Source organism: Mesorhizobium sp. M1050 (genome assembly GCF_040318715.1).
Taxonomy (GTDB): domain Bacteria; phylum Pseudomonadota; class Alphaproteobacteria; order Rhizobiales; family Rhizobiaceae; genus Mesorhizobium.
Genome location: NZ_JAMYMV010000051.1, coordinates 1 through 22139, shown reverse-complemented (window position 1 = coordinate 22139; position 22139 = coordinate 1). Strand labels below are relative to the sequence as shown.

21 protein-coding genes and 2 pseudogenes are annotated in these 22139 nt (G+C 60.6%); 9 read left to right on the top strand and 14 right to left on the bottom strand.

Annotated features, from left to right (window positions below):
• Positions 1-80: 80 nt before the first annotated feature.
• The 5 genes from NKH57_RS23935 (at position 81) to NKH57_RS23915 (ending at position 4795) form a co-directional block, all read left to right on the top strand.
• Positions 81-1538: an LVIVD repeat-containing protein gene (locus tag NKH57_RS23935; RefSeq protein WP_352947857.1), complete on the top strand. Its 1458-nt coding sequence runs from the start codon at positions 81-83 to the stop codon at positions 1536-1538.
• 31 nt (positions 1539-1569) lie between these two features.
• A complete protein-coding gene (locus NKH57_RS23930) occupies positions 1570-2034 on the top strand; it encodes a 2Fe-2S iron-sulfur cluster-binding protein (protein ID WP_352947855.1) in 465 nt (154 codons plus the stop codon).
• Between the two features lie 342 nt (positions 2035-2376).
• Positions 2377-3381, top strand: a complete 1005-nt coding sequence (locus tag NKH57_RS23925) for a zinc-dependent alcohol dehydrogenase family protein (RefSeq protein WP_352947852.1) — start codon at positions 2377-2379, stop codon at positions 3379-3381.
• Between the two features lie 92 nt (positions 3382-3473).
• Positions 3474-3776, top strand: a complete 303-nt coding sequence (locus NKH57_RS23920) for a tautomerase family protein (RefSeq protein ID WP_352947850.1) — start codon at positions 3474-3476, stop codon at positions 3774-3776.
• Between the two features lie 167 nt (positions 3777-3943).
• The gene (locus NKH57_RS23915; RefSeq protein ID WP_352734515.1) at positions 3944-4795 is read left to right on the top strand and encodes a LysR family transcriptional regulator; all 852 of its coding nucleotides are present in this window, start codon (positions 3944-3946) and stop codon (positions 4793-4795) included.
• A 148-nt stretch (positions 4796-4943) separates the two neighbouring features.
• Here the strand turns inward: NKH57_RS23915 and NKH57_RS23910 are convergent, their stop codons facing one another.
• The 3 genes and pseudogenes from NKH57_RS23910 to NKH57_RS23900 form a co-directional block, all read right to left on the bottom strand.
• The gene (locus NKH57_RS23910) at positions 4944-5285 is read right to left on the bottom strand and encodes a nuclear transport factor 2 family protein (protein WP_352734513.1); all 342 of its coding nucleotides are present in this window, start codon (positions 5283-5285) and stop codon (positions 4944-4946) included.
• A 4-nt stretch (positions 5286-5289) separates the two neighbouring features.
• Positions 5290-5691 (bottom strand): VOC family protein, encoded by a 402-nt coding sequence (locus tag NKH57_RS23905; RefSeq protein WP_352734511.1) that lies wholly within the window; start codon positions 5689-5691, stop codon positions 5290-5292.
• A 10-nt stretch (positions 5692-5701) separates the two neighbouring features.
• Positions 5702-6446: pseudogene (locus NKH57_RS23900) on the bottom strand (SDR family NAD(P)-dependent oxidoreductase).
• Between the two features lie 132 nt (positions 6447-6578).
• Between NKH57_RS23900 and NKH57_RS23895 the strand changes: the two are divergent.
• On the top strand, positions 6579-7496 hold the full coding sequence (locus tag NKH57_RS23895) for an AraC family transcriptional regulator (RefSeq protein WP_352734529.1): 918 nt from the start codon (positions 6579-6581) through the stop codon (positions 7494-7496).
• 236 nt (positions 7497-7732) lie between these two features.
• On the opposite strand, the gene NKH57_RS23890 is transcribed toward NKH57_RS23895, so the two are convergent.
• Complete coding sequence (locus tag NKH57_RS23890) at positions 7733-8698, bottom strand: alcohol dehydrogenase catalytic domain-containing protein (protein WP_352734507.1); 966 nt, start codon at positions 8696-8698, stop codon at positions 7733-7735.
• A gap of 98 nt (positions 8699-8796) precedes the next feature.
• Here NKH57_RS23890 and NKH57_RS23885 point away from each other — a divergent pair, with 98 nt between their 5' ends.
• Complete coding sequence (locus NKH57_RS23885) at positions 8797-9684, top strand: LysR family transcriptional regulator (RefSeq protein ID WP_023758341.1); 888 nt, start codon at positions 8797-8799, stop codon at positions 9682-9684.
• A 195-nt stretch (positions 9685-9879) separates the two neighbouring features.
• Positions 9880-11040 carry an aspartate aminotransferase family protein gene (locus NKH57_RS23880; RefSeq protein WP_352947887.1) on the top strand — a complete coding sequence of 387 codons (1161 nt, stop codon included), beginning with the start codon at positions 9880-9882 and terminating at the stop codon, positions 11038-11040.
• Positions 11041-11113: 73 nt separating this feature from the next.
• Here NKH57_RS23880 and NKH57_RS23875 read toward each other — a convergent pair whose 3' ends face one another.
• The 8 genes and pseudogenes from NKH57_RS23875 to NKH57_RS23840 form a co-directional block, all read right to left on the bottom strand.
• Positions 11114-11644 (bottom strand): NADH-quinone oxidoreductase subunit B family protein, encoded by a 531-nt coding sequence (locus NKH57_RS23875; RefSeq protein ID WP_352947844.1) that lies wholly within the window; start codon positions 11642-11644, stop codon positions 11114-11116.
• Positions 11645-11656: 12 nt separating this feature from the next.
• Complete coding sequence (locus tag NKH57_RS23870; RefSeq protein WP_352947884.1) at positions 11657-13174, bottom strand: hydrogenase large subunit; 1518 nt, start codon at positions 13172-13174, stop codon at positions 11657-11659.
• Between the two features lie 19 nt (positions 13175-13193).
• Positions 13194-14645: a hydrogenase 4 subunit F gene (locus tag NKH57_RS23865; protein WP_352947841.1), complete on the bottom strand. Its 1452-nt coding sequence runs from the start codon at positions 14643-14645 to the stop codon at positions 13194-13196.
• The gene (locus tag NKH57_RS23860; RefSeq protein WP_023758337.1) at positions 14642-15304 is read right to left on the bottom strand and encodes a hydrogenase-4 component E; all 663 of its coding nucleotides are present in this window, start codon (positions 15302-15304) and stop codon (positions 14642-14644) included. Before NKH57_RS23860 ends, NKH57_RS23865 begins: the two co-directional genes overlap by 4 nt.
• Entirely contained in the window at positions 15304-16260 is a 957-nt protein-coding gene (locus NKH57_RS23855; protein ID WP_352947837.1) for a respiratory chain complex I subunit 1 family protein, read from the bottom strand. The genes NKH57_RS23860 and NKH57_RS23855 overlap by 1 nt, the downstream gene beginning before the upstream one ends.
• Positions 16251-18272 carry a hydrogenase 4 subunit B gene (gene hyfB / locus NKH57_RS23850; RefSeq protein ID WP_502907332.1) on the bottom strand — a complete coding sequence of 674 codons (2022 nt, stop codon included), beginning with the start codon at positions 18270-18272 and terminating at the stop codon, positions 16251-16253. Before hyfB ends, NKH57_RS23855 begins: the two co-directional genes overlap by 10 nt.
• A complete protein-coding gene (locus NKH57_RS23845; protein ID WP_023758334.1) occupies positions 18269-18583 on the bottom strand; it encodes a helix-turn-helix domain-containing protein in 315 nt (104 codons plus the stop codon). Before NKH57_RS23845 ends, hyfB begins: the two co-directional genes overlap by 4 nt.
• A gap of 244 nt (positions 18584-18827) precedes the next feature.
• A pseudogene (locus tag NKH57_RS23840) lies at positions 18828-19574 on the bottom strand (YoaK family protein); the annotation flags it as partial.
• 64 nt (positions 19575-19638) lie between these two features.
• On the opposite strand from NKH57_RS23840, the gene NKH57_RS23835 reads away from it, so the two are divergent.
• Entirely contained in the window at positions 19639-19845 is a 207-nt protein-coding gene (locus NKH57_RS23835; protein WP_352947833.1) for a hypothetical protein, read from the top strand.
• A 289-nt stretch (positions 19846-20134) separates the two neighbouring features.
• On the opposite strand, the gene NKH57_RS23830 is transcribed toward NKH57_RS23835, so the two are convergent.
• Together NKH57_RS23830 and NKH57_RS23825 are read right to left on the bottom strand one after the other, a co-directional pair.
• Positions 20135-21535: a Do family serine endopeptidase gene (locus NKH57_RS23830; RefSeq protein WP_352947831.1), complete on the bottom strand. Its 1401-nt coding sequence runs from the start codon at positions 21533-21535 to the stop codon at positions 20135-20137.
• A gap of 362 nt (positions 21536-21897) precedes the next feature.
• The coding region (locus NKH57_RS23825) for a hypothetical protein (RefSeq protein WP_352947829.1) at positions 21898-22139 on the bottom strand (242 nt) is incomplete at its 5' end.

The following is a 22139-nucleotide window of genomic DNA, read 5'->3' as shown; positions in this document are numbered from 1 at the left end:
ACTGCGAGTCCAATCGATATTGGACTGAAAGTATTGGAGCCTGCAAAATCTGAAAAGCCGCAAAAGAAGGAGGCAGGATTTTGAAGAATTCCGAGATTTCACGCCGCCAGATGCTCAAGGTGCCGCTTGCCGGAGCGGCGCTCGCAGCAGCATCTCAATCCGGGCTTGTCTGCGAGGCACTTGCACAGCCGGTTCCAGCTTCGTCGCCGGCACCTTCCGGCGCCTTCGCCCATAATGTCGAAGCGGTTGGCTATACCGATCTCGATCATCGCCCGGCCTTCAAGATGGCGATCAGGCAGGTAGGCGAGCGATGGTATCTTTATACCGGGCACTTCTGGCACTCCGGATGGAGCATCATCGATGTAACCGACCCGGCAAAGCCGGAGGTCCTCAAATTCGTGCCTTATCCCGGCACGAACACCTGGACGCTGCAGATCGATTTGTCCGGCGACACGATGGTGACCGCACTCGAAAAGCCATTCGCGAATTTCGGTGGCGATCCCGATGCGCCGTTCGGAGAAGGGGTTCTGATCTGGGATATCGCCGATCCCGTCAATCCGAAACAACTGAGCCACTACCGAACTGGCGGAAACGGCACTCACCGCAATCTTTATCCCGGCGGGCGCTACGTTCACCTTGCCGCCGGCATGCCGGGGTACAAGGGCAACATCTACGTCATTCTCGATATCTCGGATCGCTCCAAGCCGCGCGAAGCCGGACGTTGGTGGGTGCCGGGCCAGCATGAGACCGGCGGCGAGAGCTTCGCAGTCGCGGAGCCCGCCGCCGACCAGGAGACCTCCGATCGCTACCAGTTGCGACTGAAGCCGCAATGCATGTGCGGCGCCTTCTGCGCCAGCACGGGCGAGGATGTCTCGCTGCACGGCCCGCCCTATGTCACCGGCGATCTCGTCTATTTGCCTTACGGTGCGGCCGGTATGATTGTGCTCGACATCAGCGACGTCTCGCGGCCGAGGCAGGTCGGCGGCCTAAGCTTCAGCCCTCCGTTTCATTCGCGCTTCGGTGTGCATGGCGTGCTGCCGATCCCAGAACGCGGCATTGCCTTCGCCAATTCGGAGAACGTCACCTATGGACGTGGTCCGATGCATCACGCGTCGATCATCGACATTTCCGATCCAAGCGAACCCTTTCTACTGTCGCTGTTGCCCGAACCCGTGCCGCCCGAAGGCGCTCCCTATTCGGATTTCACAACGCGTGGCGGCTGGCGCGGGCCGCACAACATCAACCACCATCAGCATCATCCCGATGTCCAGAAACAGGGCGATCTGTTCTACATCGCGCACTTCAATGCTGGGCTTAGGATCTACGACGTCTCGAACACCCGGCTTCCGCGTGAGGTCGGCTATTTCATCCCGCCGGAACCGACCCGCCGCTACGGGCCAATGCCCGAAGACAAGCTGGTCCTGCAGACCGAGGATGTCGTCGTGGATCGCCGCGGCTTCATCTATATCAGCGACAAAAACCAGGGGCTCTGGACACTCCGCTACACGGGGCCGAAACCCGATGGTGCCGGGCCATGAAGGTGCCTTTCCGGCTCAACGGCACCGAGGTTTGGCAAACGCGAAAGCAGGCACGCCTCTCCTCTACGTGCTGCGAAATGATTTCGAGCTCAGCGGCCCGAAATTCGGCTGCGGACTGGCTCAATGCGGCTCCTGCCGCATGATCGTCAACGGTGAGATCACGGCATCCTGTGTGGTTCTGTTTGAAGATGTCACCGGCAAATCGGTCGAGACGCTTAGGCCTGAACGCATGATTGTCGTCACATGCTGCGAAACCGATCATACGAAAGCGACAGCCCGGTGCTGTATCGCGTTCGGCATCCCCCAGTCCATCAAGCGCGCCGGCGGCGCAAGAACGACAATGTATTCGCTGGCCGTAGCGTTCAGCGGCCGCAGGTCCCTTGGCAAGGGCATGGCCGGTATGGTTCCGAGAAGGCCGCCTTCCTCAGCTGGCGTTCGCACGCTCGACAAATCCGTAACCGCCGAGACCGGCGTCACGCGCAAGACGATCGACTAACGAAAGGTCGAGGGCGGCGACAGCGGCTGGGACATCGTCAATGCCGAAAGCGAAGAGCTCGAGATCGCCTGCCAGGAAGGCCTGATCCTGCCGCTCGACATCGACAAGCTCGGCGGCAAGGACAATTATGTCCCGGGCGCCGTCCACAAATGCGGCATCGGTGCTGCGACAGCCGCAGCAACAAGTCAAGACACGGAGTGCCCTCAGCTTCGGTCAGGCAGTGGTGCGCAAGGGCTGCGCTCGGGCCAAACATTTATGTTTGGACGCCGTGCAGTATCGTTAATTTCCAAGCGGCTTTAAACGGGGCAACGTAACTCCGCCAACAAACGACGGAGCACGTCAATGTCCCAATCCACTCATACCATGAATGCGCTGATCTTGGATCAATTCAAGCAGCCCTTCAGGCTGTCGGAAGTCACGCGGCCCGTTCCCGGCGATGGCGAGGTTCTCGTCAGGGTCAGAGCGAGCGGCGTCAATCCTCTCGACACCAAGATCCGCGCCGGCGCGGCGGCACATGCGAAACATCCGCTTCCGGGGATCCTCGGCATCGACCTTGCCGGCGTCGTCGAGCAGGTTGGTCCGGGTGTCACCGTGTTCAAACGCGGAGACGAGGTCTTTGGCATGACCGGAGGCGTGGGCGGCAACCAAGGTTCGCTGGCCCAGTTCGCAGCAGTCGATGCGCGGCTGCTTGCACCGAAGCCCGCGAACCTGTCCATGCGCGAGGCGGCAGCGCTGCCGCTGGTCTTCATCACCGCATGGGAGGGCCTCGTCGATCGTGCCAAGGTTTCAGCAGGTCAGAAGGTCCTGGTCCAGGGCGGCGCGGGCGGCGTCGGGCATGTCGCGATCCAGATCGCGAAGGCGTTCGGCGCCGAAGTGTACGCCACTGACGCAGCCGCTAAGAAGCCGTTGATCGAGCGCCTCGGAGCGGTCGCGATCGATTATCGCGAGAAGACGGTGGAGCAATATGTCGCCGAATACACGGACGGTCTCGGCTTCGATGTCGTCTACGACACCGGCGGCGGGGCGGTGCTGGACGCGTCATTCGCCTCCGTGAAGCGGTTTGGCCATGTCGTCAGTTCCCTCGGTTGGGCTAGTCACGCGCTGGCGCCACTGTCGTTCAAGGCGGCGACCTATTCGGGCGTGTTCACGCTTCTTCCGCTGCTGACAGGCATTGGCCGTGAACACCACGGCGAGATCATGCGGGAGGCCACGCGGCTAGCGGAGGCTGGCGAGCTTGTCCCGATCGTCGATCCGCGTCTCTTTACACTCGAAACAGCGAGCGATGCCTACGCAGTCATCGAAGATGGCAATGCCCAGGGCAAGCTGGTCGTCGACATAGACGTTTGATGCGCAACGTCGAAGCGGGCTGTTCCGGGACCGTGACAGCCCCCAGTCGACGCCTCCGTTCACGGATTCCAAGAACCTAAAAGGAAAACATAATGCCCTATATTCGCGTTACGTTGGTCGACAACGTCTTCTCCGCCGAGGAGAAGCATGAAATGGCCAAAGCCCTCACAGACGTCATGGTTCGCTTCGAAGGTTCCGAGGCGTTTCGCGAAGTGGTGTGGGTCTTGATCGAGGAACTCCACACCGATGGCTGGCACATTGGCGGACGTCCGTTCGAAGGTCCGAAGTCTCTGATGGGCATGCTCGAACGAAGCAAGAAGGTTTACGAGTCGATTGACGGAACTCCCGCGACGCGGGAGGAATTTGCTCGGTTGGCCCCACCCATAACTCCGTGACGGGGAGCGTGGGCTCTCAAGAATCCCACAATTCGAGCCGGCGCCTGCATTCCCGGCTCGAAAATATCGCGCCTCCCATGCGCCCCACCTCGGTTTGCTGCATATGAAATCGCATGAAGTTGAGCGATATTCGTGAAAGTCCATGCGAACACGTTTGAGTATCAAGGATGGAATGGAGCGATTTAAAGATATTTTTGGCTATTTCCCGCGAGGGCACCTTGGGCGCGGCAGCGCGCCGACTTGGGCAGACGCAGCCGACAATGGGTCGGCGGTTGCGCGCGCTGGAAGAGGCTGTCGGCCATACGCTTTTCCAACGCAACTCCGACGGTTTTGTTCTGACCGACGAAGGTCAAGCGGTGCTCGGTCATGCCGAAAGGATCGAGGAAGAGGCGCTGGCCTTCGAGCGGCAGCTTGCCGGTGCCGAGGCACATCTTGAGGGCAACTTGCGCGTATCGTCGTCGGATTGGTTCGGTCACATCATGCTGGCTCCCGTTCTAGCCGAGTTTGGCCGCCGCCATCCGAAGCTGTGCGTGGAATTGCTCACCGACGCGCGCCTCTACAGCCTCCCCCGGCGAGAGGCCGATCTGGTTTTTCGGATTGCCCCATTCAGCGACGCGGAAGTGATCTCGCGTCGACTGATGCACATTCCCTATGCGCTCTACGCACCTCCAGGCATGGCCTGCCCGATGCTGGGGGACGGTGCGGGCGCGCGTCTGATCACCATGGATATGGCATACGCAGAAATGCCCGACGCAGTGTGGCTTAAACAGAAGCTGCCCAATGCTGAAGTCTGCCTGCGCAGCAACAATCGCGAGGTCCAGGCACAGCTTTGTGCGCAGGGTGCCGGGCTTGCGGTTTTGCCGAGGCCATTGGGCGACCGCACGCCTGGGATCGCAACGATGGACATCGGCGAAACGCCACCCGGCCGGGATACCTATGTGGGCTACCACCGGGACTTACGGCGGCTCGCACGGTTACGAGCCTTGCTCGACCTAGTGATAGAGCGGCTCGCAAATTGATCTCTTGTCGATTCCATTCGGTGGTGCACGTCGTTGTCGCGTCGAGGAGACGTTCGCATTTACGTCCACGCCAGCAAGGCGTGGACCACACGCTCCAAGGACCCTCACCGGCACATCGCGGCGGCCTGGGCGCGTAGGGTTAGCCGAGTTATTCGAGATCGGCGTCAATACGAACGATCTGCCCGGCGGCATTGACTGAGATGTCCAGAAGGCCGGTCTCGTGACCAAAGTCTCCGGTGAAATCGACCCGCACGCGCGCTTGGCCATCGCCGATGCTCTCGATCGAGAGGAAGCGGGTGACCGTGTGATAGCCTACGAAATACCGCTCGATGTAATCGCGGACGCCGGCATGACCGTCGAAGCGGTGGCCGGTTGACGGGTCGTCGATCACCGCATCTGGCGTGAACAAGGTCACTGCCGTGTCGGCGTCGAAGGCGTTGGTTGCCGCGATCAGCGCATCTGCCGCTTTGAGCAAAGTGTTGGTGGTCATCGCTTCAGCTCCCGTGCTGCCAGCTCTTGAAGACGAATTCGAGGCCGTAACCGTCCGGGGTCTCTCTGACCTGCGCCGCACAGCGGGGATCGTAGTGAAGCTGCGGTCCCGGTGCGTGGATCTCGGTCGCGCCGGCCGCCAAGGCTTCGGCATGGGCGGAATTCACCATCGCTTCGGAATCGTCGACGAAGCCGACATGCGCCGCGCCGGGTGTTGCTGTGCCTTGCCTCAGCCAGAAGAACATGCGGCCCTTCGAACCGAAGCCCTTGAGGTCGGGGTGCCCGGCCGGGCCGTCCTTGCCGTCGTAGTCGAGGCGAGCGGTGATGCCGAGGATCGGGAGTATCCTCTCGTAAAAGGCGATCGAGCGCGCCGTGTCATTTACTGTCAGGAAGATATGTTCGAGCATGTGAGCCTCCTCAAATCATGTAGCCGCCGCCGATTTCGATGTTCTGAGCGTTGATCCAGCGGTTCTCGTCCGACAGCAGGCCGGCGACCATGCAGCCGATATCGTCCGGTTCGCCGACGCGACCGAGCGCAGTCTGCCCGGCGAGCAGCGCCTCGAATTCTTCGCTGAGGCCTCCGCCGAGTTCGGTGCGGATCGGTCCCGGTGCGATGGAATTGGGCGCGGATGCGGCGCTCGCCGAACTCCTTGGCCATGTAGCGGGTCAGCACTTCAAGGCCGCCCTTGAAGGAGGCGTATGGCGCGACGCCGGCGGTCGCAACCCGGCTGGTCGCGCTCGTCACGTTCACGATGTGACCGCCATCGGCGATCAGGGGAAGCAGGGCCTGCGTGAGGAAGAACGGCCCCTTGAGATGCACGCGGAACAGTCCCTCGAACTGTTCTTCGGTCACCGTCGCGATGGGGTTGTAGAGCCCGTGCCCGGCATTATTGACGAGGAAATCGAAGGTCTTTCTGTTCCAGGTCTTTGCTAGCGCTTCGCCGACTGCGTCGCGAAACGCAAGGAACGCCGCACTGTCGCTGACGTCCAGCTTTATGGCGACTGCCTTGCCGCCATCCGCTATGATCGCTTTGACGACCTTCGCTGCCGCATCTGGATTGCTGTTGTAAGTCAGGATGACACCCATGCTGCGCCTGGCGCACTGGATGGCGACGCTGGCGCCGAGACCGCGGCTCCCGCCGGTGATGATGACGATGCTCATTTGGTGCTCCTTGGATTCGCTGACCAGGTGATAGGCACGGGGGATCGCGGCCGCTCGCACGATCCTCTTCGGATCTTGCCTATTTCTGCTTTCCCGTTGATCCGCGTGCATCGCTGTGAAACAACGCTGCCCATGAGAACGCAGCTTCAGGAACTCAGGCAACTGGCTTCTCGGGCGGAGAACCGCCGCACGGAGACGGGCATTCCGCGCGTCGCCATGGTTCAGGGCGAGATACCGGAACATCAGCTTGCCGCCGTCTACGATCCCATGGTCAATCTGATCCTGAGAGGGTCGAAGACGATGACGGTCGGCGACCGGACGTTCCGCTACGATCCCGCGACCTATTTCGTGATGTCGGTCGATCTGCCAGCGGTTGGCTCCGTGCACCCATCTGAAAACGGAGAACCCTATCTGGCGATCAGTCTGACGCTGGAGCCGGCCATCCTTGCCAATCTGCTGGCCGACCTGCCCAAACCTGCTGGAGGTGAACTCTACAGCCCCGGTTTCTCCGTCGCGCCGGTCACACCGGACCTGCTCGACGCCTGGCTTCGCATGCTGCGCTTGATGGAGCGTCCGAACGAGATCGCAGCCCTGGCGCCTGCCTACGAGCGCGAAATTCTTTTCCGCGTGCTGCAGGGGCCGCTCGGCTGGTTGCTCCGTGATATCGCCACGCCTGACACTGCTCTGTCGCGGATCGGGATCGCCATCCAGTGGATCAGGGAGAACTTCGCCAAGCCGCTGCGCGTCGAGGCTTTAGCGGAGATGGCGGCTCTCAGTGTTTCCGCGTTCCACCGCCATTTCAAGGCCGTGACGGCGCTCAGCCCGCTGCAGTACCAAAAGCACGTGCGCTTGCTACATGCCCGATCCCTGCTCATTGCCGGAGAAGGCAACGCCACGTCTATCGCGTTCGGTGTGGGCTACGAAAGCCCAAACCAGTTCAGCCGCGAATATGCTCGTCAGTTCGGATTGCCGCCGTCGAGAGATGTGGCGCGATTGCGCCAGAAGAGCCCACGTAACGCCGAACATTTGCTGGCGATCAGCAATGGATGATTGTCGCGGGGCGAACTGGCGGACGACGAAGGACGACACCGTCGACAGGGCTTCAATTCAATCCTGCTCCGACGTGGAGATGACATCCTTATCGAGTCACATCTTTTTCCGACATTGAGAGTGGTGCGGGATAGGGGAGGGAACAGCATACTTCGGGCGCCTCGCGTAGCCGAGGATAAAGCAGGGCACCCGCGGGCTGCGTCTGCAGATGAGTTCGACATGAGTTGCTCGCGCATTCAGATCAGCACAATCTTGCCTTCGCCCGCGGACTTCGCCGCGTGTTCGATTGCGGCGCCGAACTGTTCCAGCCCGTAGCGGGCGACGATGGGCAGCTTGCCTGGATGTTCGGCAAGCAGCGCCCAACATTCTCGCGTCGCCTTCGCGAGGGTCTCCCTGCCACCGTTGCGCTGCCAGGCGCTGATCGCGAAACCCTGCCACCGCAGGGACTTGTAGAGCAGGGTGGAGGCCCTAACTTCAACCGGCCGGTCGTCCAGGACTCCGTAGGAGAACAGCGCTCCTCCGGGAGCAATCCGTTCGATGAGCGCGAGCGTATCGGGGCCGCCGACCGGATCGAGCACCAGATGATAAGGCTCCACCTTGCTCAGGGCTTCTGCAATGCTGGCGCCGAGCCCGATAGCTCTATTTTCGGCATCAAGAAGACGGTAGCCTGCGCCCTCGCGCACGAGGCGTTCGACAGCCATGCCTCGCGTGCTTGCCAAATGATCGGCGACGGCGGCAACCGCGGAGCGCGCCGCAGTGAGCAGAACACGATGGCCGGGCACCGCCGTAGCCAAGTCCAGCATGCCCCAGGCGGTTAGCGGGTTGAGCGGAAACTGACAGACCATTTCGTCAGCCAGACGCTCGGAGAGCTCAATGGGTACAGCATGCACCTGTTCGACAGGAACGGCAGCGTATTCGGCCCATGCGCCGGGACTGCGAAATGCCACGCGACACCCGATCTCGATCTCGCGGACTTCGGCGCCGACGTGTTTGACGATGCCGGCACCGTCGTACCCGGCAACCTGCGGAAAGACAGGTTTCGTGCCGTATTTGCCGGCGATGAACAGCCGGTCGGCCGGCTGGATCACACGGGCGGTAACGCGCAGCAGGACCTGCCGAGGACCGCACGCGGGTTTCGGCACCTCCCTGTAGCGAAGAACATCTTCGGCCGCGCCGGCCTGATCGAACACAATCGCCTTCACAAGGGCCTCCTTTTGGCAAATTGCGCGACAACGCTAGGCGCGGCGTGCTATACCTAAAAGGACTTTCTTGATATGAGTTCAGATCAATAGGGTATGAGATGGATCTGCGTCATTTGAGATATTTCGTCGCGGTTGCGGAGAACGAGCTTGTGACAAGGGCTGCGCAGCGCCTGCGCGTGTCGCAACCGCCACTGAGCAGGGCCATTCGGGAATTCGAAAGCGAGTTGGGCGTCGACTTGTTCCGGAGACAGAAGCAGCGCTTGACTTTGACGGCCGTCGGCGCGGTGCTGCTGGATGACGCGAAGGCGATCCTCAGTCGGGTCAACGGCTTCAAGCAGCGAGCCCAATCGCTGTCATCCGGAGAGCAGGGTCGCATACGGGTTGGATACGTCGATGGAGCCATGCAAGGAGGCCTTCTGTCGAAGCACCTGCGGGAACTGCGCGCGCGCTGCCCGTCGCTCGCCGTAGATCTCGTACCGCTCAATAGCGAACTGCAGCTAAAGGCGCTCGCGGATGGAGTGATCGATGCCGGGATCGTCTACACGCCACGCTCTGAAAACGATGATGTTGTGGTTCACAAGCTGCTGGCGGATCGCCTTCTCCTAGCACTGCCGGTGGACGACAGGCTGGCTGGGAAGCGGCAGATCCGGCCGCCCGATCTGGACGGGGCGGCATGGGTCGTTGTGCCACGGGAAGAGGACACCAACTGGCAGGTCCGGTTTGCTCAGCAATATGCCAGCGCCGGCTTTCGGCCCGAAATTCGTTACGAAGTGTCTCAGCTTTCGGCGATGCTTGGGCTGGTCGAGGCCGGCGTGGGCCGAGGCTTCGTCCCCGCGAGCGCCACGCGGGCGCAAGTACCCGGCGTCAAATTCCGATCCTTGTCGTGGTGGACCCATACGGTCGATTTCTGGCTCGCTTGGCGCAAGCAGAACCCCCCTCCAGTCGTTCGACAGCTATTGCTCGCCAATCGAATTTCGGCGGAGTAAACGTTTCTCTAAGCGCGCCGACAGACAAGCTGGCTCGACCCAGTTCCGCGCTGCTTGCGCCCAGATCTCGCCACACGCGGGTGTCGCCACGATTTGCCGTCCAGCGCATTCGGTGCAATTTGCATTCATGAAGATATCCGGCCCCGATCTCCACTTGTTTCGTGTCTTTGAAAGCGTGGTTCGCAATGGCGGCATATCTGCAGCACAAATGGAGCTGTCGCTCAGCCAACCAACGATCTCCTCCCCCAGATTGGTCATTGCCATCCGCATGTGGCGAGAGCGATCTACCGCCAGGCCAGCGCGCTGAACACCAATACGCGCTACATGTGCGACGTGGCGGTCGAGTACGCAGCGCGCCTGACCGCCGACCTGCCTGATCACCTCGACACCTGCATCTTCGTCAACTCGGGCAGCGAAGCCAACGACCTGGCGATGCAGATAGCCATGTCGCTCAGTCGGCATGATGGCGGCTTGATTATCGACCAAGCTTACCACGGATGCACCGAGCTCACGACGGCGCTCTCCAATGAAAGCTGGCGTCATCTTCCTGCAGAAGAGCATCCCAAACGGATTGAAACCCTGATCGCACCGGATATGTACAGGGGGCCTTACGCCAGCGACCCGCAAGCCGCTGAAAGGTACGCAGCCGAGGCCGACCGGGCGATAGCCACCTTGAGCGAAAGAGGCCACAGGCCCGCAGCATTCATGGTAGACACCGCCTTGTGCTCGAGCGGGGTTTTGCAGGCGCCTGAAAACTATTTCAATCTCGTTGCGGAGAAGGTTCGCTCCGCGGGCGGCTTCGTCATTGCGGACGAGGTACAGGCCGGCTGCGGCCGCATGGGGACATTCTGGGGGTCCAGCGCAAATGGACTAAAGGACGACAACGTCGACTTCATAACGATGGGCAAACCGGTCGGAAACGGCCACCCTCTCGGCGTTGTCATTTTTAGCTCGACACTCATGAAGCGATTCCTCACCGGCACATATCCGCTTCTATTCAGCACCTTTGGCGGCAACACCGTCGCATGCGCGGCCGGCATGGCCGTGCTTGACGTCATCGAGCGAGAAGACTTGGTAAGGCGGAGCGCCGATACAGGTGAGTATCTGCGGCGCGAGCTGCGCCGCTTGGCTGAGTGCCACGAAATCATCGGCGACATACGTGGTCGCGGGATGATGACCGGCGTCGAACTGGTGACCGATCGCCTCACCAAAGAACCGGCAATTCAGCAAACCGATCGCCTTATAGAAGACATTCTTGCCCGGAACATCCTCATCGGCAAAGGGACGCCCAACACCCTCAAACTCCGTCCACCACTGATCTGGTCGCGGCAGGCGTCGCCAGCAGGCATTCTATGACAGTCCTATGCATTGCATTGGACGCATGCAGCGATAAGGCCGGCCTGGTAAGCCTCCACATCGATATTCAACCTCAGGGACCGCTCTTTGAATTCACGCCCTCAAGCAAGGCGAGCAGGCCTTTCAGAATTTCGACTGGCGGTGGCGGGCACCCCGGAATGTGCAGGTCGACGGGCAGAGCCTCCGACACGCCGCCCAATACGGCATAGCTGCCGGCGAAACAGCCGCCGTTCCTGGCGCAATCTCCGAGTGCGACTACCCATTTGGGATTGGGAGTTGCGTCGTAGGTTCGCTTCAATGCCTCTCGCATATTCTTGGTCACGGGCCCGGTGACGAGCAGTACATCGGCATGGCGAGGCGACGCGACGAAGCGGATTCCAAAACGCTCGATGTCATAGAAGGCGTTGCCGAGAGCGTTCATCTCAAGCTCGCAGCCATTGCAGGAACCGGCATCGACTGCCCGGATCGACAGGCTTCGCCCCAATCGTTTGTGAGCAGCGCCGTCGAGGGCGCGCGCGAGTTCATCGACCGCCGTGTCGCTCGCCACCGGCGGACGCTCTGTCAGCGGCGGACGTATCAGGCTTTCAAAAAGCAGCTTGCGCATGACAGCGTACCCTCAGAGATCATGGCCTGAATAAGAGCAGTTGAAGGATTTGTTGCACAGCGGGAAGTCGGCGACGATGTTTCCTTCGATCGCCGCTTCAAGCAGAGGCCATTGAAACCATGACGGATCGCGCAGGTGACAGCGCTCGACCAAGCCGCCTTTGCCGATACGCAGCCAGGCCAGAATGTCGCCCCGAAAACCCTCGACCAGCGCCATGCCCTCGCGCGGCCCATCTGCTGCGGCGAGATCAACGCGGATCGGACCGCCGGGCAGCCGCTCCAGGACTTGCTCGATGAGCGACAGGCTCTGTTCGACCTCGCGGATGCGGATCCAGACGCGGGCATTAACGTCGCCCTCCTTAAGGACAGCTATGTCGAAAGTGAGTTCGTCGTAAGGGGAGTAGCCCGGACTGCGCCGCGCGTCGAAGTCGCGACCAGAGGCGCGACCGACATAGCCGCCGGCTGCGTATTGCCGGGCAAGCTGCACGTTCAATCGGCCGGTTCCGACGGTCCGGTCCTGCAGTGAGGCAGTGTTGTCGTAAAGTTCAATCAGGTGAGGAAAGCGTTGCCTGATCTCCGCGATCACCGACCGAACCGCGCGCGCTCCCTCCTCGCCTAGTTCGCTTGCCACCCCTCCGGGTACGATAAGGTCGCGCACCAAACGATGGCCGAAAGCAGCATCGTTTGCCCGCAATACACGCTCGCGCAATACCCCGCAGTGGGCATGCATGAGCGCGAAGGCAGCATCATTGCAGATGGCGCCGATGTCGCCCAGATGATTGGCCAGGCGCTCCAACTCGGCCATGAGCGCCCGCAACCAGACCGCACGTAATGGAACCTGGATACCCAGCGCCGCTTCGACCGCGCGGGCAAATGCAAGGGAGTATGCCACGGTGCTGTCACCCGAGATTCTGCCCGCCAGCTTACCGGCGCGGTCGATATCGGACCCCGCCATCAGACCTTCTATGCCCTTGTGGGTGTATCCGAGGCGCTCCTCGAGCCGGACGACCGTTTCACCGCTCGCCGTGAACCGGAAATGCCCCGGCTCTATGATGCCGGCATGCACGGGTCCGACCGGGATCTGATGCAGGCTTTCCCCCTCGGTAGGCAGGAAGGGGTAGGGGGACGCTGTCGGGGCAGATGTCCGGACGCGGGTGGCCAATGGATAGCTGACACCCCAGTGGCCATGATCAAGCCACGGTCGTGTATCGGGCGCGCCTTGCGGCAAGAGCCCAAACAGGTCAGCGGCCGCGCGTTCGAGGCGCAACGCGGGCGCATGTAGCCGGCCGACCGACGGGTAGCGGCCATCCCGGCATTCCAGGCTGACAACGCCGATGTCCTTGGCATTTTCATCGAGAAGCGCCACGTGGACGGTGCTTGGCTCACCCCACAGACCAAGCAAGCTCCAGTGACCCTCGACCAGTTGCTCGATGGCAAAGCTCCATGTTCTCGGTGTCACCACAGCACGCGGCCACGGAGCATGCTTCTCGACGCGTTGGCCAGCGAAGATGAAGTCGATCAGTGCGGGCATGCTTTTTCTCCCGTCCGCTTCACCCCAGGATACTTGCGACATGCTGGAACCATGTGACCAGTGGAGGCGGCAGATAGATGCCGGCGGCAAACACCAACGCCAAATGGGAATACATCGGAACGTAGGACGCCTTGGCGGGCGCGGTGCTGCCGTGCGGTTCGCCGAAAGCGACGCCGGTCAGTCGAAGCAGCAAGGCTCCGAAAGCGAGCAGAATCCCGAATACCAACGGCATCGCCAAAAGGGGGTATCTTGCAAATGTCGAACTCACGACCAGGAATTCGCTCATGAAGATGCCGAGCGGGGGGAGGCCGGCAATGGCGACGACGCCGATGACGAGCGCCCAGCCAAGCCCTGGATGCGTTTCGGTCAGCCCCCGGATCTCCGCTATGTTTTGCGTTCCCTTGACCTGGGCAATATGTCCGACTGTGAAAAAGATCGCCGACTTGGTCAGGCTGTGCATGACCATGTGCAGCAGGCCGGCAAAGTTGGCGAGCGGGCCACCCATGCCGAAAGCGAACACGATGATGCCCATGTGCTCGATCGAGGAGTACGCGAACAGGCGTTTGATGTCGCGGCGGCGGTAGAGCATGAACGCCGCGAAAACGAGCGACGTCAACCCCATCGTGATCATCAGTGGTCCAGGCGCGATTGCTTCTGGGCTTGCCGCGAGCAGCAGCTTGAAGCGCAGAACGGCATAGAGCGCGACGTTCAGCAGCAAGCCCGACAGCACTGCGGAAATCGGCGTCGGGCCTTCCGCGTGCGCATCGGGCAGCCAGGCATGCAAGGGTGCAAGCCCAACTTTTGTACCGTAGCCGAGCAGCAAGAAGACAAAAGCGACGTTGAGCAATGCCGGATCGAAGCGCGAGGCGTGATCGATAAGCACTGTCCAGACCATGGCATTGGTGCCCTCGCCGACAACTGGCTGGGCGGCCATGTAGACGAGGATGGTTCCGAAGAGGGCAAGTGCTATGCCGACGCTTCCCAGAATGAAGTATTTCCAGGCGGCCTCCAGTGCTTCATGCGTGCGATAGATGCCGACCATGAGCACGGTGGTCAGCGTGGCAAGCTCCACCGCCACCCACATCAAACCGATATTGTTCGACACAAAGGCGAGGTTCATGCCGAACATCATGATCTGGTACATTGCGTGGTAGAACCGCAAATTCGGCGCGGTCAGTCGTCCGGTATGCAGTTCGTGCGCAATGTAGGAGGCGCTGAAAACGCTGGTCGTGAAAGCGACGAACGTGTTGAGCACGATGAATACGATGTTGAGATCGTCGACGAGCAGATACTGGCCGGGCTCTGGTCGGTCCATCACGAACAGTGACAGCGCGGCGAGCAAGGTCAGGAAGCTCGCAGCGACATTCAGGCCGGCCGTCAACCGATAGTTCGGCAGCGCCGCGAAAAGCGCGGCCGCGACGACTGGTATCACCAAAATGGCGGCCACGGCATCGAAGGAAAACGCGGTCATCGGCGCTCGCCCCTATAGTCGTCGAGCGCGCCGACATCCACCGAGTCAAACCTTTCGCGGATGCGAAACAAGAAGACGCCGATGACGATGAAGGCGATTAGGATCGAGAAGGCGACACTTATCTCGACGACCAGCGGCATGCCCTTGGCTCCCGTGGCGGCCAGCACCAGGCCGTTCTCGAGCGACATGAAGCCGACAACCTGGCTGACGGCATTACGGCGGGTGACCATCACCAGAAGCCCCAACAATATGATCGACAGCGCGAAGGCCAGGTCCTCACGGGCGAGGGGGTCAGCCTCGGGAGTTACCCGCAGCATCAGTACCATCGAGAGCGTCACCAGGCCTATTCCGGCAAGCATGGTCGGACCGATGCCGACGGCGGTCTCGATGTCGCGATGGATGCCGAGCCGCTGAATGATGCGATGAAGCCCAACGGGAATTACGATCGCCTTGAAAACGAGAGCGATCGCCGCAGTGACATAGAGATGATGGGCGTCCTGAATGTATGCCTGCCAGGCCACGGACATGGCGAGGACGATCGCATGAAGCGCAAAAACGTTGATCAGAGCAAAGAGGCGATCCTGGTACAGCATCATGAAGCTGACCAGCACCAGGCCGCCGGCGAGCAGGTGAGCGATGTCGAAGGTGAGGCTGTGCATCACAGGCTCCGCGAGACGAACAGCAGAAGCGTGCCGAGCAGGGCCAGCATCAAAGCGGCGCCCAGGAAATCCGGGACGCGGAAGACCCGCATCTTGGCGATGGCAGTCTCAAACAGGGCGAGGAGAGTGCCGCTGACGGCAAGTTTGCCGATATAAAAAACGACGCCCAGAACATAAGATCCCGGTCCGGCTCGGGCGGTCACCAGCCCCCAAGGCAGGAAGACGCAGGAAATCAACGACATATACAGCAGGAGTTTGAGGAAGGCCGCGAACTCGATCATCGCCAGATGTCGACCCGAATATTCCAGCACCATCGCTTCATGAACCATGGTGAGTTCCAGGTGGGTCGATGGGTTGTCCACCGGTATGCGGGCGTTTTCGGCAATCGCCACCATCACGAGAGCGATGAGGGACATCCCGAGCGATACGCGCAGGCCAACCTGTGGCGAGCCCATGAAGGCAGCGACTGTGGACAACTGCGTGGCGCCGGCGACGAGCGCCAGGCTGAACACGATCAGCAGCATGGCGGGCTCGGCCAGGGAAGCGATCATCACCTCGCGGCTTGCGCCGATGCCGCCAAAGCTCGTACCGACATCCAACCCCGCCAGCGCCAGGAAGAACCGTGCGCTTCCAAGCAGTGCGACGATGGCTATGAGATCGGCGGTCCAACTGAATGTGAGGCCGGTGGCGAATGTCGGGATGAGTGCGGCGGCGACCCAGGTAGCGGCAAAGATCAGATAGGGTGTCACGCGAAACAGCCAGGATGCATTGTCCGCCAGAACGACTTCCTTGCGCATCAGCCGCAGGAGATCGCGGTAGGGTTGGATCAGGGAGGGACCCTGGCGGCGCAACAGTCGTGCCTTTGCCTTGCGCACGAAGCCGGTCAGGAGCGGTGCCAGCAAAAGCACGAGTGCCATCTGCGCACCTTGAACGCCCAACTCAAGGATCAGGGCCATAGTGCGAGCACCAGAAGCAAGGCCACGAGAAAAAGAAAGACGAGGGTCAGGTAACGCCTGATCGTCAGGAACTGCAGATGGTTGAGGTGCTCGGTCGCAAAGTCGATGCCCCTGGCGATGGGCTGGTAGACCACCTCCCAGATCACATCATGCATTTCGACATTCAAACGAGCTGGGCCGATCTCACCAGGGGCCGGCATTTCGACCGTTTCCCTTGCGCGGAATACGAATGTACCGAAGACGCGGCGGATGGGCTGTGCGAAGCTAACGGCCGTGTACTGCGAGCTTGGAATCACATCCGGAAAACCACAACCCCAGGCCGGACCCCGGCGGAGTGCATGCGACGCGAAGCGATGGATCACATATACCGCGGCGGAGGCGGAAAAGGCGATGAACAGGAACACCAGCAGGCCGTTGTAGGAACTGCGGCTCGCCGCTATCGGCACGATTGACAGCCAGGCCTGCGCCATCTGCACAGGCATGCGGCTGCCAACCAGCGGGCGCGTCACCGACGAGAGGCCGTCTATGACTAGACCTGGAAGGATCCCTGCAAACAGGCAAAGTGCCGCGAGGGCGAACATTGCCGCCAGCGAGTACCGATCGACCTCGTACGCGCGTTCAACTGCGGCCGAGCGTGGCCTGCCGAGGAACGTGATCCCGAACGCCTTCACGAAGCAGGCCGCGGCCAGTGCCGCCGAGAGTGCCAGCAGACCACCAACGGCAGGCACCATGACTTTCAGCCCCCATTGTGGCAGATCGGGACTCTGCAATATGGCTTGAAAGGCCAGCCACTCGGAAACGAACCCGTTGAAAGGTGGAAGTGCCGAGATCGCGACGCAGCCGACAAGAAAGGCAAAACTTGTTAGGGGCATGCGATGTATGAGCCCGCCAAGCTTCTCCATGTCTCGCTCGCCGGTTGCCGTCAGCACGGCGCCCGCACCGAAGAACAGCAAGCTCTTGAAAAAGGAATGGTTGAGGACGTGGAACAGCGCGGCGGTGAGGGCCAATGCTGCTGCCGATGGCATCGCGTTCGCCTTAAATGCCAGCGCCAGTCCAAGGCTTACGAAGATCACGCCGACGTTTTCGATGGTGCTATAGGCAAGAAGCCGCTTCAGGTCCTTTTCCATCAAGGCGTAAAGGATGCCGAGAACCGCCGTCAGGCCTCCGAGAAAAAGCACTGCAACGCCCGACCACCATGCCGGCTCACCGAGCAGATCGAAGGTAACGCGTATGAAACCATAGATGGCCACCTTCGTCATGACGCCGCTCATCAGAGCCGAGACGTGGCTTGGCGCGGCCGGGTGAGCGAGTGGGAGCCAGACGTGCAAAGGGACCAGTCCCGCCTTGGAGCCCGCGCCCAGCAACATGAGCGCCAGGACGAAAGTTGCGACGAAAGGGGTGGGCGCGGCAGCACGCATCGCTTCGAACGTGTAGTTCCCGCCAGGGCCTGACAGGAGGCCGAATGCAAGCAGCAGCGCGAGTGTGCCGAAGCTCGCCATCACGAGATAGATGTAACCCGCCCGCGCATTGTCCCGCTCGCGATGGTGCGCCATGACGAGCGCCCAGGAGGCCAGTGACATGAATTCCCAGGAAAGCAGGAAGGTGAAGGCATCGTCGGCCAACACGACAAGATTCATTCCTGCGAGGAAGGCCGGGAAGAACGGCAACACTCGATGTGGAGCGGATTCATGCCTGCCGTATCCGAGGCCGTAGAGACTGGCCATGGCGCCGCCGAAGTTGACCACGACGAGGAAAAACATGGAGAGCGCATCCAAGCGGAAACGAGCGCCAATCCATGGCAACCCAAGAGGCAACGCGGCAGTCGATGGAGTGACGGGATCATCGATGATGCGGCTGGCGAGAACCAGCAGCACAGCCGCCGAAATACCGAGCGTCAAGCTGTAGATCAGGCGTGTTCCCGAGCCCGACCTGCGGCTTTCCGCAATCGCAAGCACCGCAGTCCCCAGGAGCGCAGCAACGCTCCATAGGAGGACCGCGGCCCCTGAAATCACGCCACGCTCCTCACGGGAATTTTGGCATCCGCATCGACCCCGCCCAGAACCTTGGCAGGGTCAAAGTCTGCCTTCAGCCGCACGCCGCGCCCGCCCGTTTGGCTAGAGGCACCTTCGGCAATCAATTCGACGCCGGCGAGATCGAGTGCCCCGATCAACTTCATGAGGGAATCGACATTGCCCCGGATAATCGACTCGCTGGCTTCCATGCGTTGAATTGTCGGCACGGAAAGGCCGGACAATTCGGCAAGCCTGCGCTGATCGATGCCAAGGAGTGCCCTCGCAGCACGCAACTGTGGAGCGGTTATCACGGTCGCATCCCCCTCTTACCCAGCGTTGAGATATTATCTCTACGAGTTGCAGCATATATTAAAATGTAGAGCATTCAAATAATGATGCGTGACGCATCTGCCTTGGCCGCTACGGCCTTTGTGCGAAGCGGCGCATGACGAAGGTCACAGAAGAAGGTTTGTGAAGTCGGTGCAGCAGTGCAGCCAAATCCGGCGCGCGGCAAAATCCGGCATGTAGCAAGGGTCTGTCGAACTACGGCCAGAGCCGCCTCACGCGAACGGACACATCCTCCAGGACGGGCATGGAGGCAAGCACAAGGAGCATAGCTGCGAGAAACAGGGTCACGGCAAAGCCGACGTGTTTGAAACCCACGGCGCCGATGATGCCGCCGATAAAGAACAATGAAACCAGCGAGGCTAGCAGCCTCAGCTTCCTTCGATCTGCCTTCACGAACAGGTCGTCCGAGTTATTGCCTGGGATGTTCCAATAGAGCAGCTTGCCCAGTTCGATGCCCATATCAGTCACCAGGCCAGTGACATGCGTCGTCCGAATTCTGGCTTCCGACAGCTTGGTGATGATGGCGTTCTGCAAGCCCATGATGAAGCAAAGCAGCATCACCGTCATTGGCACAAATAGGGCTTCATGGCGCGCAAGATGGCTGCCGAGCAGACCGAAGCAGATCAGCAGGATCGCTTCCAGGACCAGCGGAAACGCATACTCGCCCTGCAGGCTCTGCCGCCTTCCCCAATTGACCAGGACTGCCGAACAGGCCGCACCTGCGACGAATGACGACAAGGCCCCCAACCCGGAAAGCGCCAGTTCGACGTTGCCGAGCGCCAAATGATCAGCCATCGAAGAAACGATGCCGGACATGTGGGACGTGTACTGCTGAACCGCCAGAAAGCCGCCGGCATTGGCCGCCCCTGCGACAAAGGTCAAGAAACGGGCGAGATGCCGATCGGTTCTTTCGCTTCGTTCCTTTCCGGTCAATCGGCGCAGATACATGATCATGAGCGAACCTTGCCCTTCCAAGCGGAAAAGCGGGACCGCAAGCTGACGTGCCGGGAGAGGCTCATTGGGTGTTTCTGGAAGGAAAGGGAGGACGAAGGACGGTGAATGCGTGGCGCCAAGCGCTTTGTATGATCTAGTTTGGCCTGCCCAGCAGCGTTTCTGGGTGCCGAACCTGACGCCGCTGGCGGCACCAAGCTGGGAAGCAGTGATCATCGAGGTGCTGATGTCTGATATGAGAAATGATATTCAGCATGGTATCATTGGAGTATGAAACATCAATACAAATCGAAAAATAGTGATCGCCCGCACTCGGCAATCCGCCGTCCACCTCGGCAGCGTCTCGACGCAAGTCATGGCGCAGGGCCTTTGCTCGGTTTTGATCGTCCGCTTGAAGGCGATCGAGGAACAAGGGCAGCGGCAGCCTTGATGCGTATCCCAATCTTTTGAGCAGATCGCGTACTGGCTCAGAAGGCGCGACTTATGGCGCCGTCGAACCCGATGCTCCGTCAGGCACCTGACTTGGCACAGCAGTCTACGCAGCAGTTCTGACGCATTGTATATCAGGAGGCCGCTAGGGCTACGAAAAGTGATTGTCCCTGCCTGTCGATGCGCAGCAAAATTGGCTTGTTCTGTTGACGGGATTTCGACCACTCTTGCTGGATATCCGAAGGCTGCGTCACATTCCGGTTGTTGGCCGAGACGATCACGTCGCCAGGCCTCAGGCCGCCTTCCTCGGCAAGGCTGTTGGGTGCCACTCGCTGGATGTACACGCCGGTCGTGCCCGGCTGTAGACCCAGTTGCTGACGCGCCTCGTCCGGGATCGGGCTGAGCGAAAGTCCAAGATGTTGGTCTGCGGCCGCGGGGGGAGGAACAGCGCCCGTCTGCACCTCTTCGTCCTTGCGTTGACCAACTGTCAGGGCCAGTTCCTGCGGGCTGCCATCGCGGATTCTAGTCAGCGTCGCCTTTGACCCTGGCTTCTGATTTGCTGCTGCAAGAGTTAGATCGTGAACACTTTGAATGTCCTTGCCGTTGAAACGGGTGATGACGTCACCCGACTGTAAACCTGCTTTGTCGGCCGGACTGCCGGGCTCGACGGAAGCGACCAGCACGCCCATTGGCCCTGGCATTCCAAGAGCCTCGGCAATTGACGGCGAGACTTCCTGGAGCCGCACTCCAATGAAGCCGCGTTCGATGCGGCCGGTGCGGATCAACTGGTCGACGACACTCTGGGCAGTCCGCGAAGGCACGGCGAATCCGATGCCGATGCTGCCCCCGGACGGCGAGACGATGGCGGCATTGACCCCGATCACTTCGCCGCGCACGTTAAACAACGGTCCGCCGGAATTGCCCCTGTTGATGGAGGCGTCTGTTTGCAGGAAATCATCAAAAGGCCCGGATTGGATGTCGCGTGAACGGGCAGAAAGCACACCAACTGTGACGGTTCCGCCGAGCCCGAATGGACTGCCGATCGCGATTGTCCAGGCACCCGGCTGCATTGCGTCCGAGTCGCCCCAAGCGACTGTTGTCATGTTGGGCCGCGGCTCAATCTTCAGCACGGCGATATCCGTGGCCGGGTCCCGGCCAACAAGGCGAGCAGGCTTAGATTCCTTGTCGGAAAACAGGACGTGAACTTCGGTAGCGTCGGCGACAACATGATTGTTGGTGACAATATAGCCCTCGGGGCTGATCACGAACCCGGAGCCAAGGGCTTCTCGTACCTGCGGTTGGGCAGGTCCCAAGCCGCGACTATCGAACGGGTCGAGAAAATCGTTGAGTGTTGTCTGGTCCTGGATAATCTGTCTCGTCGTGATCGCGACAACTGCCGGCAGCTTTTGCCGCACGATTTCGGTGAAATCGTTCGGGATCTCCTGAGCTACGGTCGGAGCAAAGTCGCCGACCGAGAGGATCAGCGTTCCCGCCACGAGCCCAGCCCATAATTGCTTCTTCGAAATGTAGGACATGATTGGTTCTCCTGCCCGGGCCGCCCCGGCGCCGCTGCGTGACTATGCCCCTACGAACGCAAGAACTGCGATCCACGCTGATTGTTTCACCGGACCGAAAAAATGGCGCTCAAAGGGCTGAAATCCTGCGCCTGAAACCTACCTCGGCCATTGAAAATCGATCGAAAACGCCAAAAATCTCACCGGTTCGCGAAAGCTGCCGATCCACGACAACAAAGGAGATTGTTCAAAGAGGCGGATTATCGCGCTCTTCTAGGACGTCAGCAGAGTCCGACCTGAATGGAGCGCATCGGGCGGTAATCGACTCGCGAAATACGGTCAGCCGGCATCGGCGGACCGTTCCGCCGGCGGATCCTTCTCACTCAGCGGCAAGTCACGGCGCGGGAAGCTACCCGCCACGTGAAAATTTTCCTATCCTCTTGAAGGCGCAGGAACGGATTTTTAGATTCATGTTGGCCGGCCGCCAAAAGGGGCCGGCATGAGCCGAGGAGGCGCCAAGCCTTTTTGGCACCTTCTTGTAAACCATGTTGCTCAAAGGAGGATATGGCTATGAGGACAAACCTTGATTTTGCCCCCCTGTTCCGGTCCAGCATCGGCTTCGACC

Excerpts from the sequence above, each read along its gene's own strand:
- NKH57_RS23925 (WP_352947852.1), top strand. The coding sequence starts at position 2,377 with ATGTCCCAATCCACTCATACCATGAATGCGCTGATCTTGGATCAATTC.
- NKH57_RS23920 (WP_352947850.1), top strand. The coding sequence starts at position 3,474 with ATGCCCTATATTCGCGTTACGTTGGTCGACAACGTCTTCTCCGCCGAG.
- NKH57_RS23915 (WP_352734515.1), top strand. The coding sequence starts at position 3,944 with ATGGAATGGAGCGATTTAAAGATATTTTTGGCTATTTCCCGCGAGGGC.
- NKH57_RS23910 (WP_352734513.1), bottom strand. The coding sequence starts at position 5,285 with ATGACCACCAACACTTTGCTCAAAGCGGCAGATGCGCTGATCGCGGCA.
- NKH57_RS23905 (WP_352734511.1), bottom strand. The coding sequence starts at position 5,691 with ATGCTCGAACATATCTTCCTGACAGTAAATGACACGGCGCGCTCGATC.
- NKH57_RS23895 (WP_352734529.1), top strand. The coding sequence starts at position 6,579 with ATGAGAACGCAGCTTCAGGAACTCAGGCAACTGGCTTCTCGGGCGGAG.
- NKH57_RS23885 (WP_023758341.1), top strand. The coding sequence starts at position 8,797 with ATGGATCTGCGTCATTTGAGATATTTCGTCGCGGTTGCGGAGAACGAG.
- NKH57_RS23875 (WP_352947844.1), bottom strand. The coding sequence starts at position 11,644 with ATGCGCAAGCTGCTTTTTGAAAGCCTGATACGTCCGCCGCTGACAGAG.
- NKH57_RS23870 (WP_352947884.1), bottom strand. The coding sequence starts at position 13,174 with ATGCCCGCACTGATCGACTTCATCTTCGCTGGCCAACGCGTCGAGAAG.
- NKH57_RS23865 (WP_352947841.1), bottom strand. The coding sequence starts at position 14,645 with ATGACCGCGTTTTCCTTCGATGCCGTGGCCGCCATTTTGGTGATACCA.
- NKH57_RS23860 (WP_023758337.1), bottom strand. The coding sequence starts at position 15,304 with ATGCACAGCCTCACCTTCGACATCGCTCACCTGCTCGCCGGCGGCCTG.
- NKH57_RS23855 (WP_352947837.1), bottom strand. The coding sequence starts at position 16,260 with ATGGCCCTGATCCTTGAGTTGGGCGTTCAAGGTGCGCAGATGGCACTC.
- NKH57_RS23830 (WP_352947831.1), bottom strand. The coding sequence starts at position 21,535 with ATGTCCTACATTTCGAAGAAGCAATTATGGGCTGGGCTCGTGGCGGGA.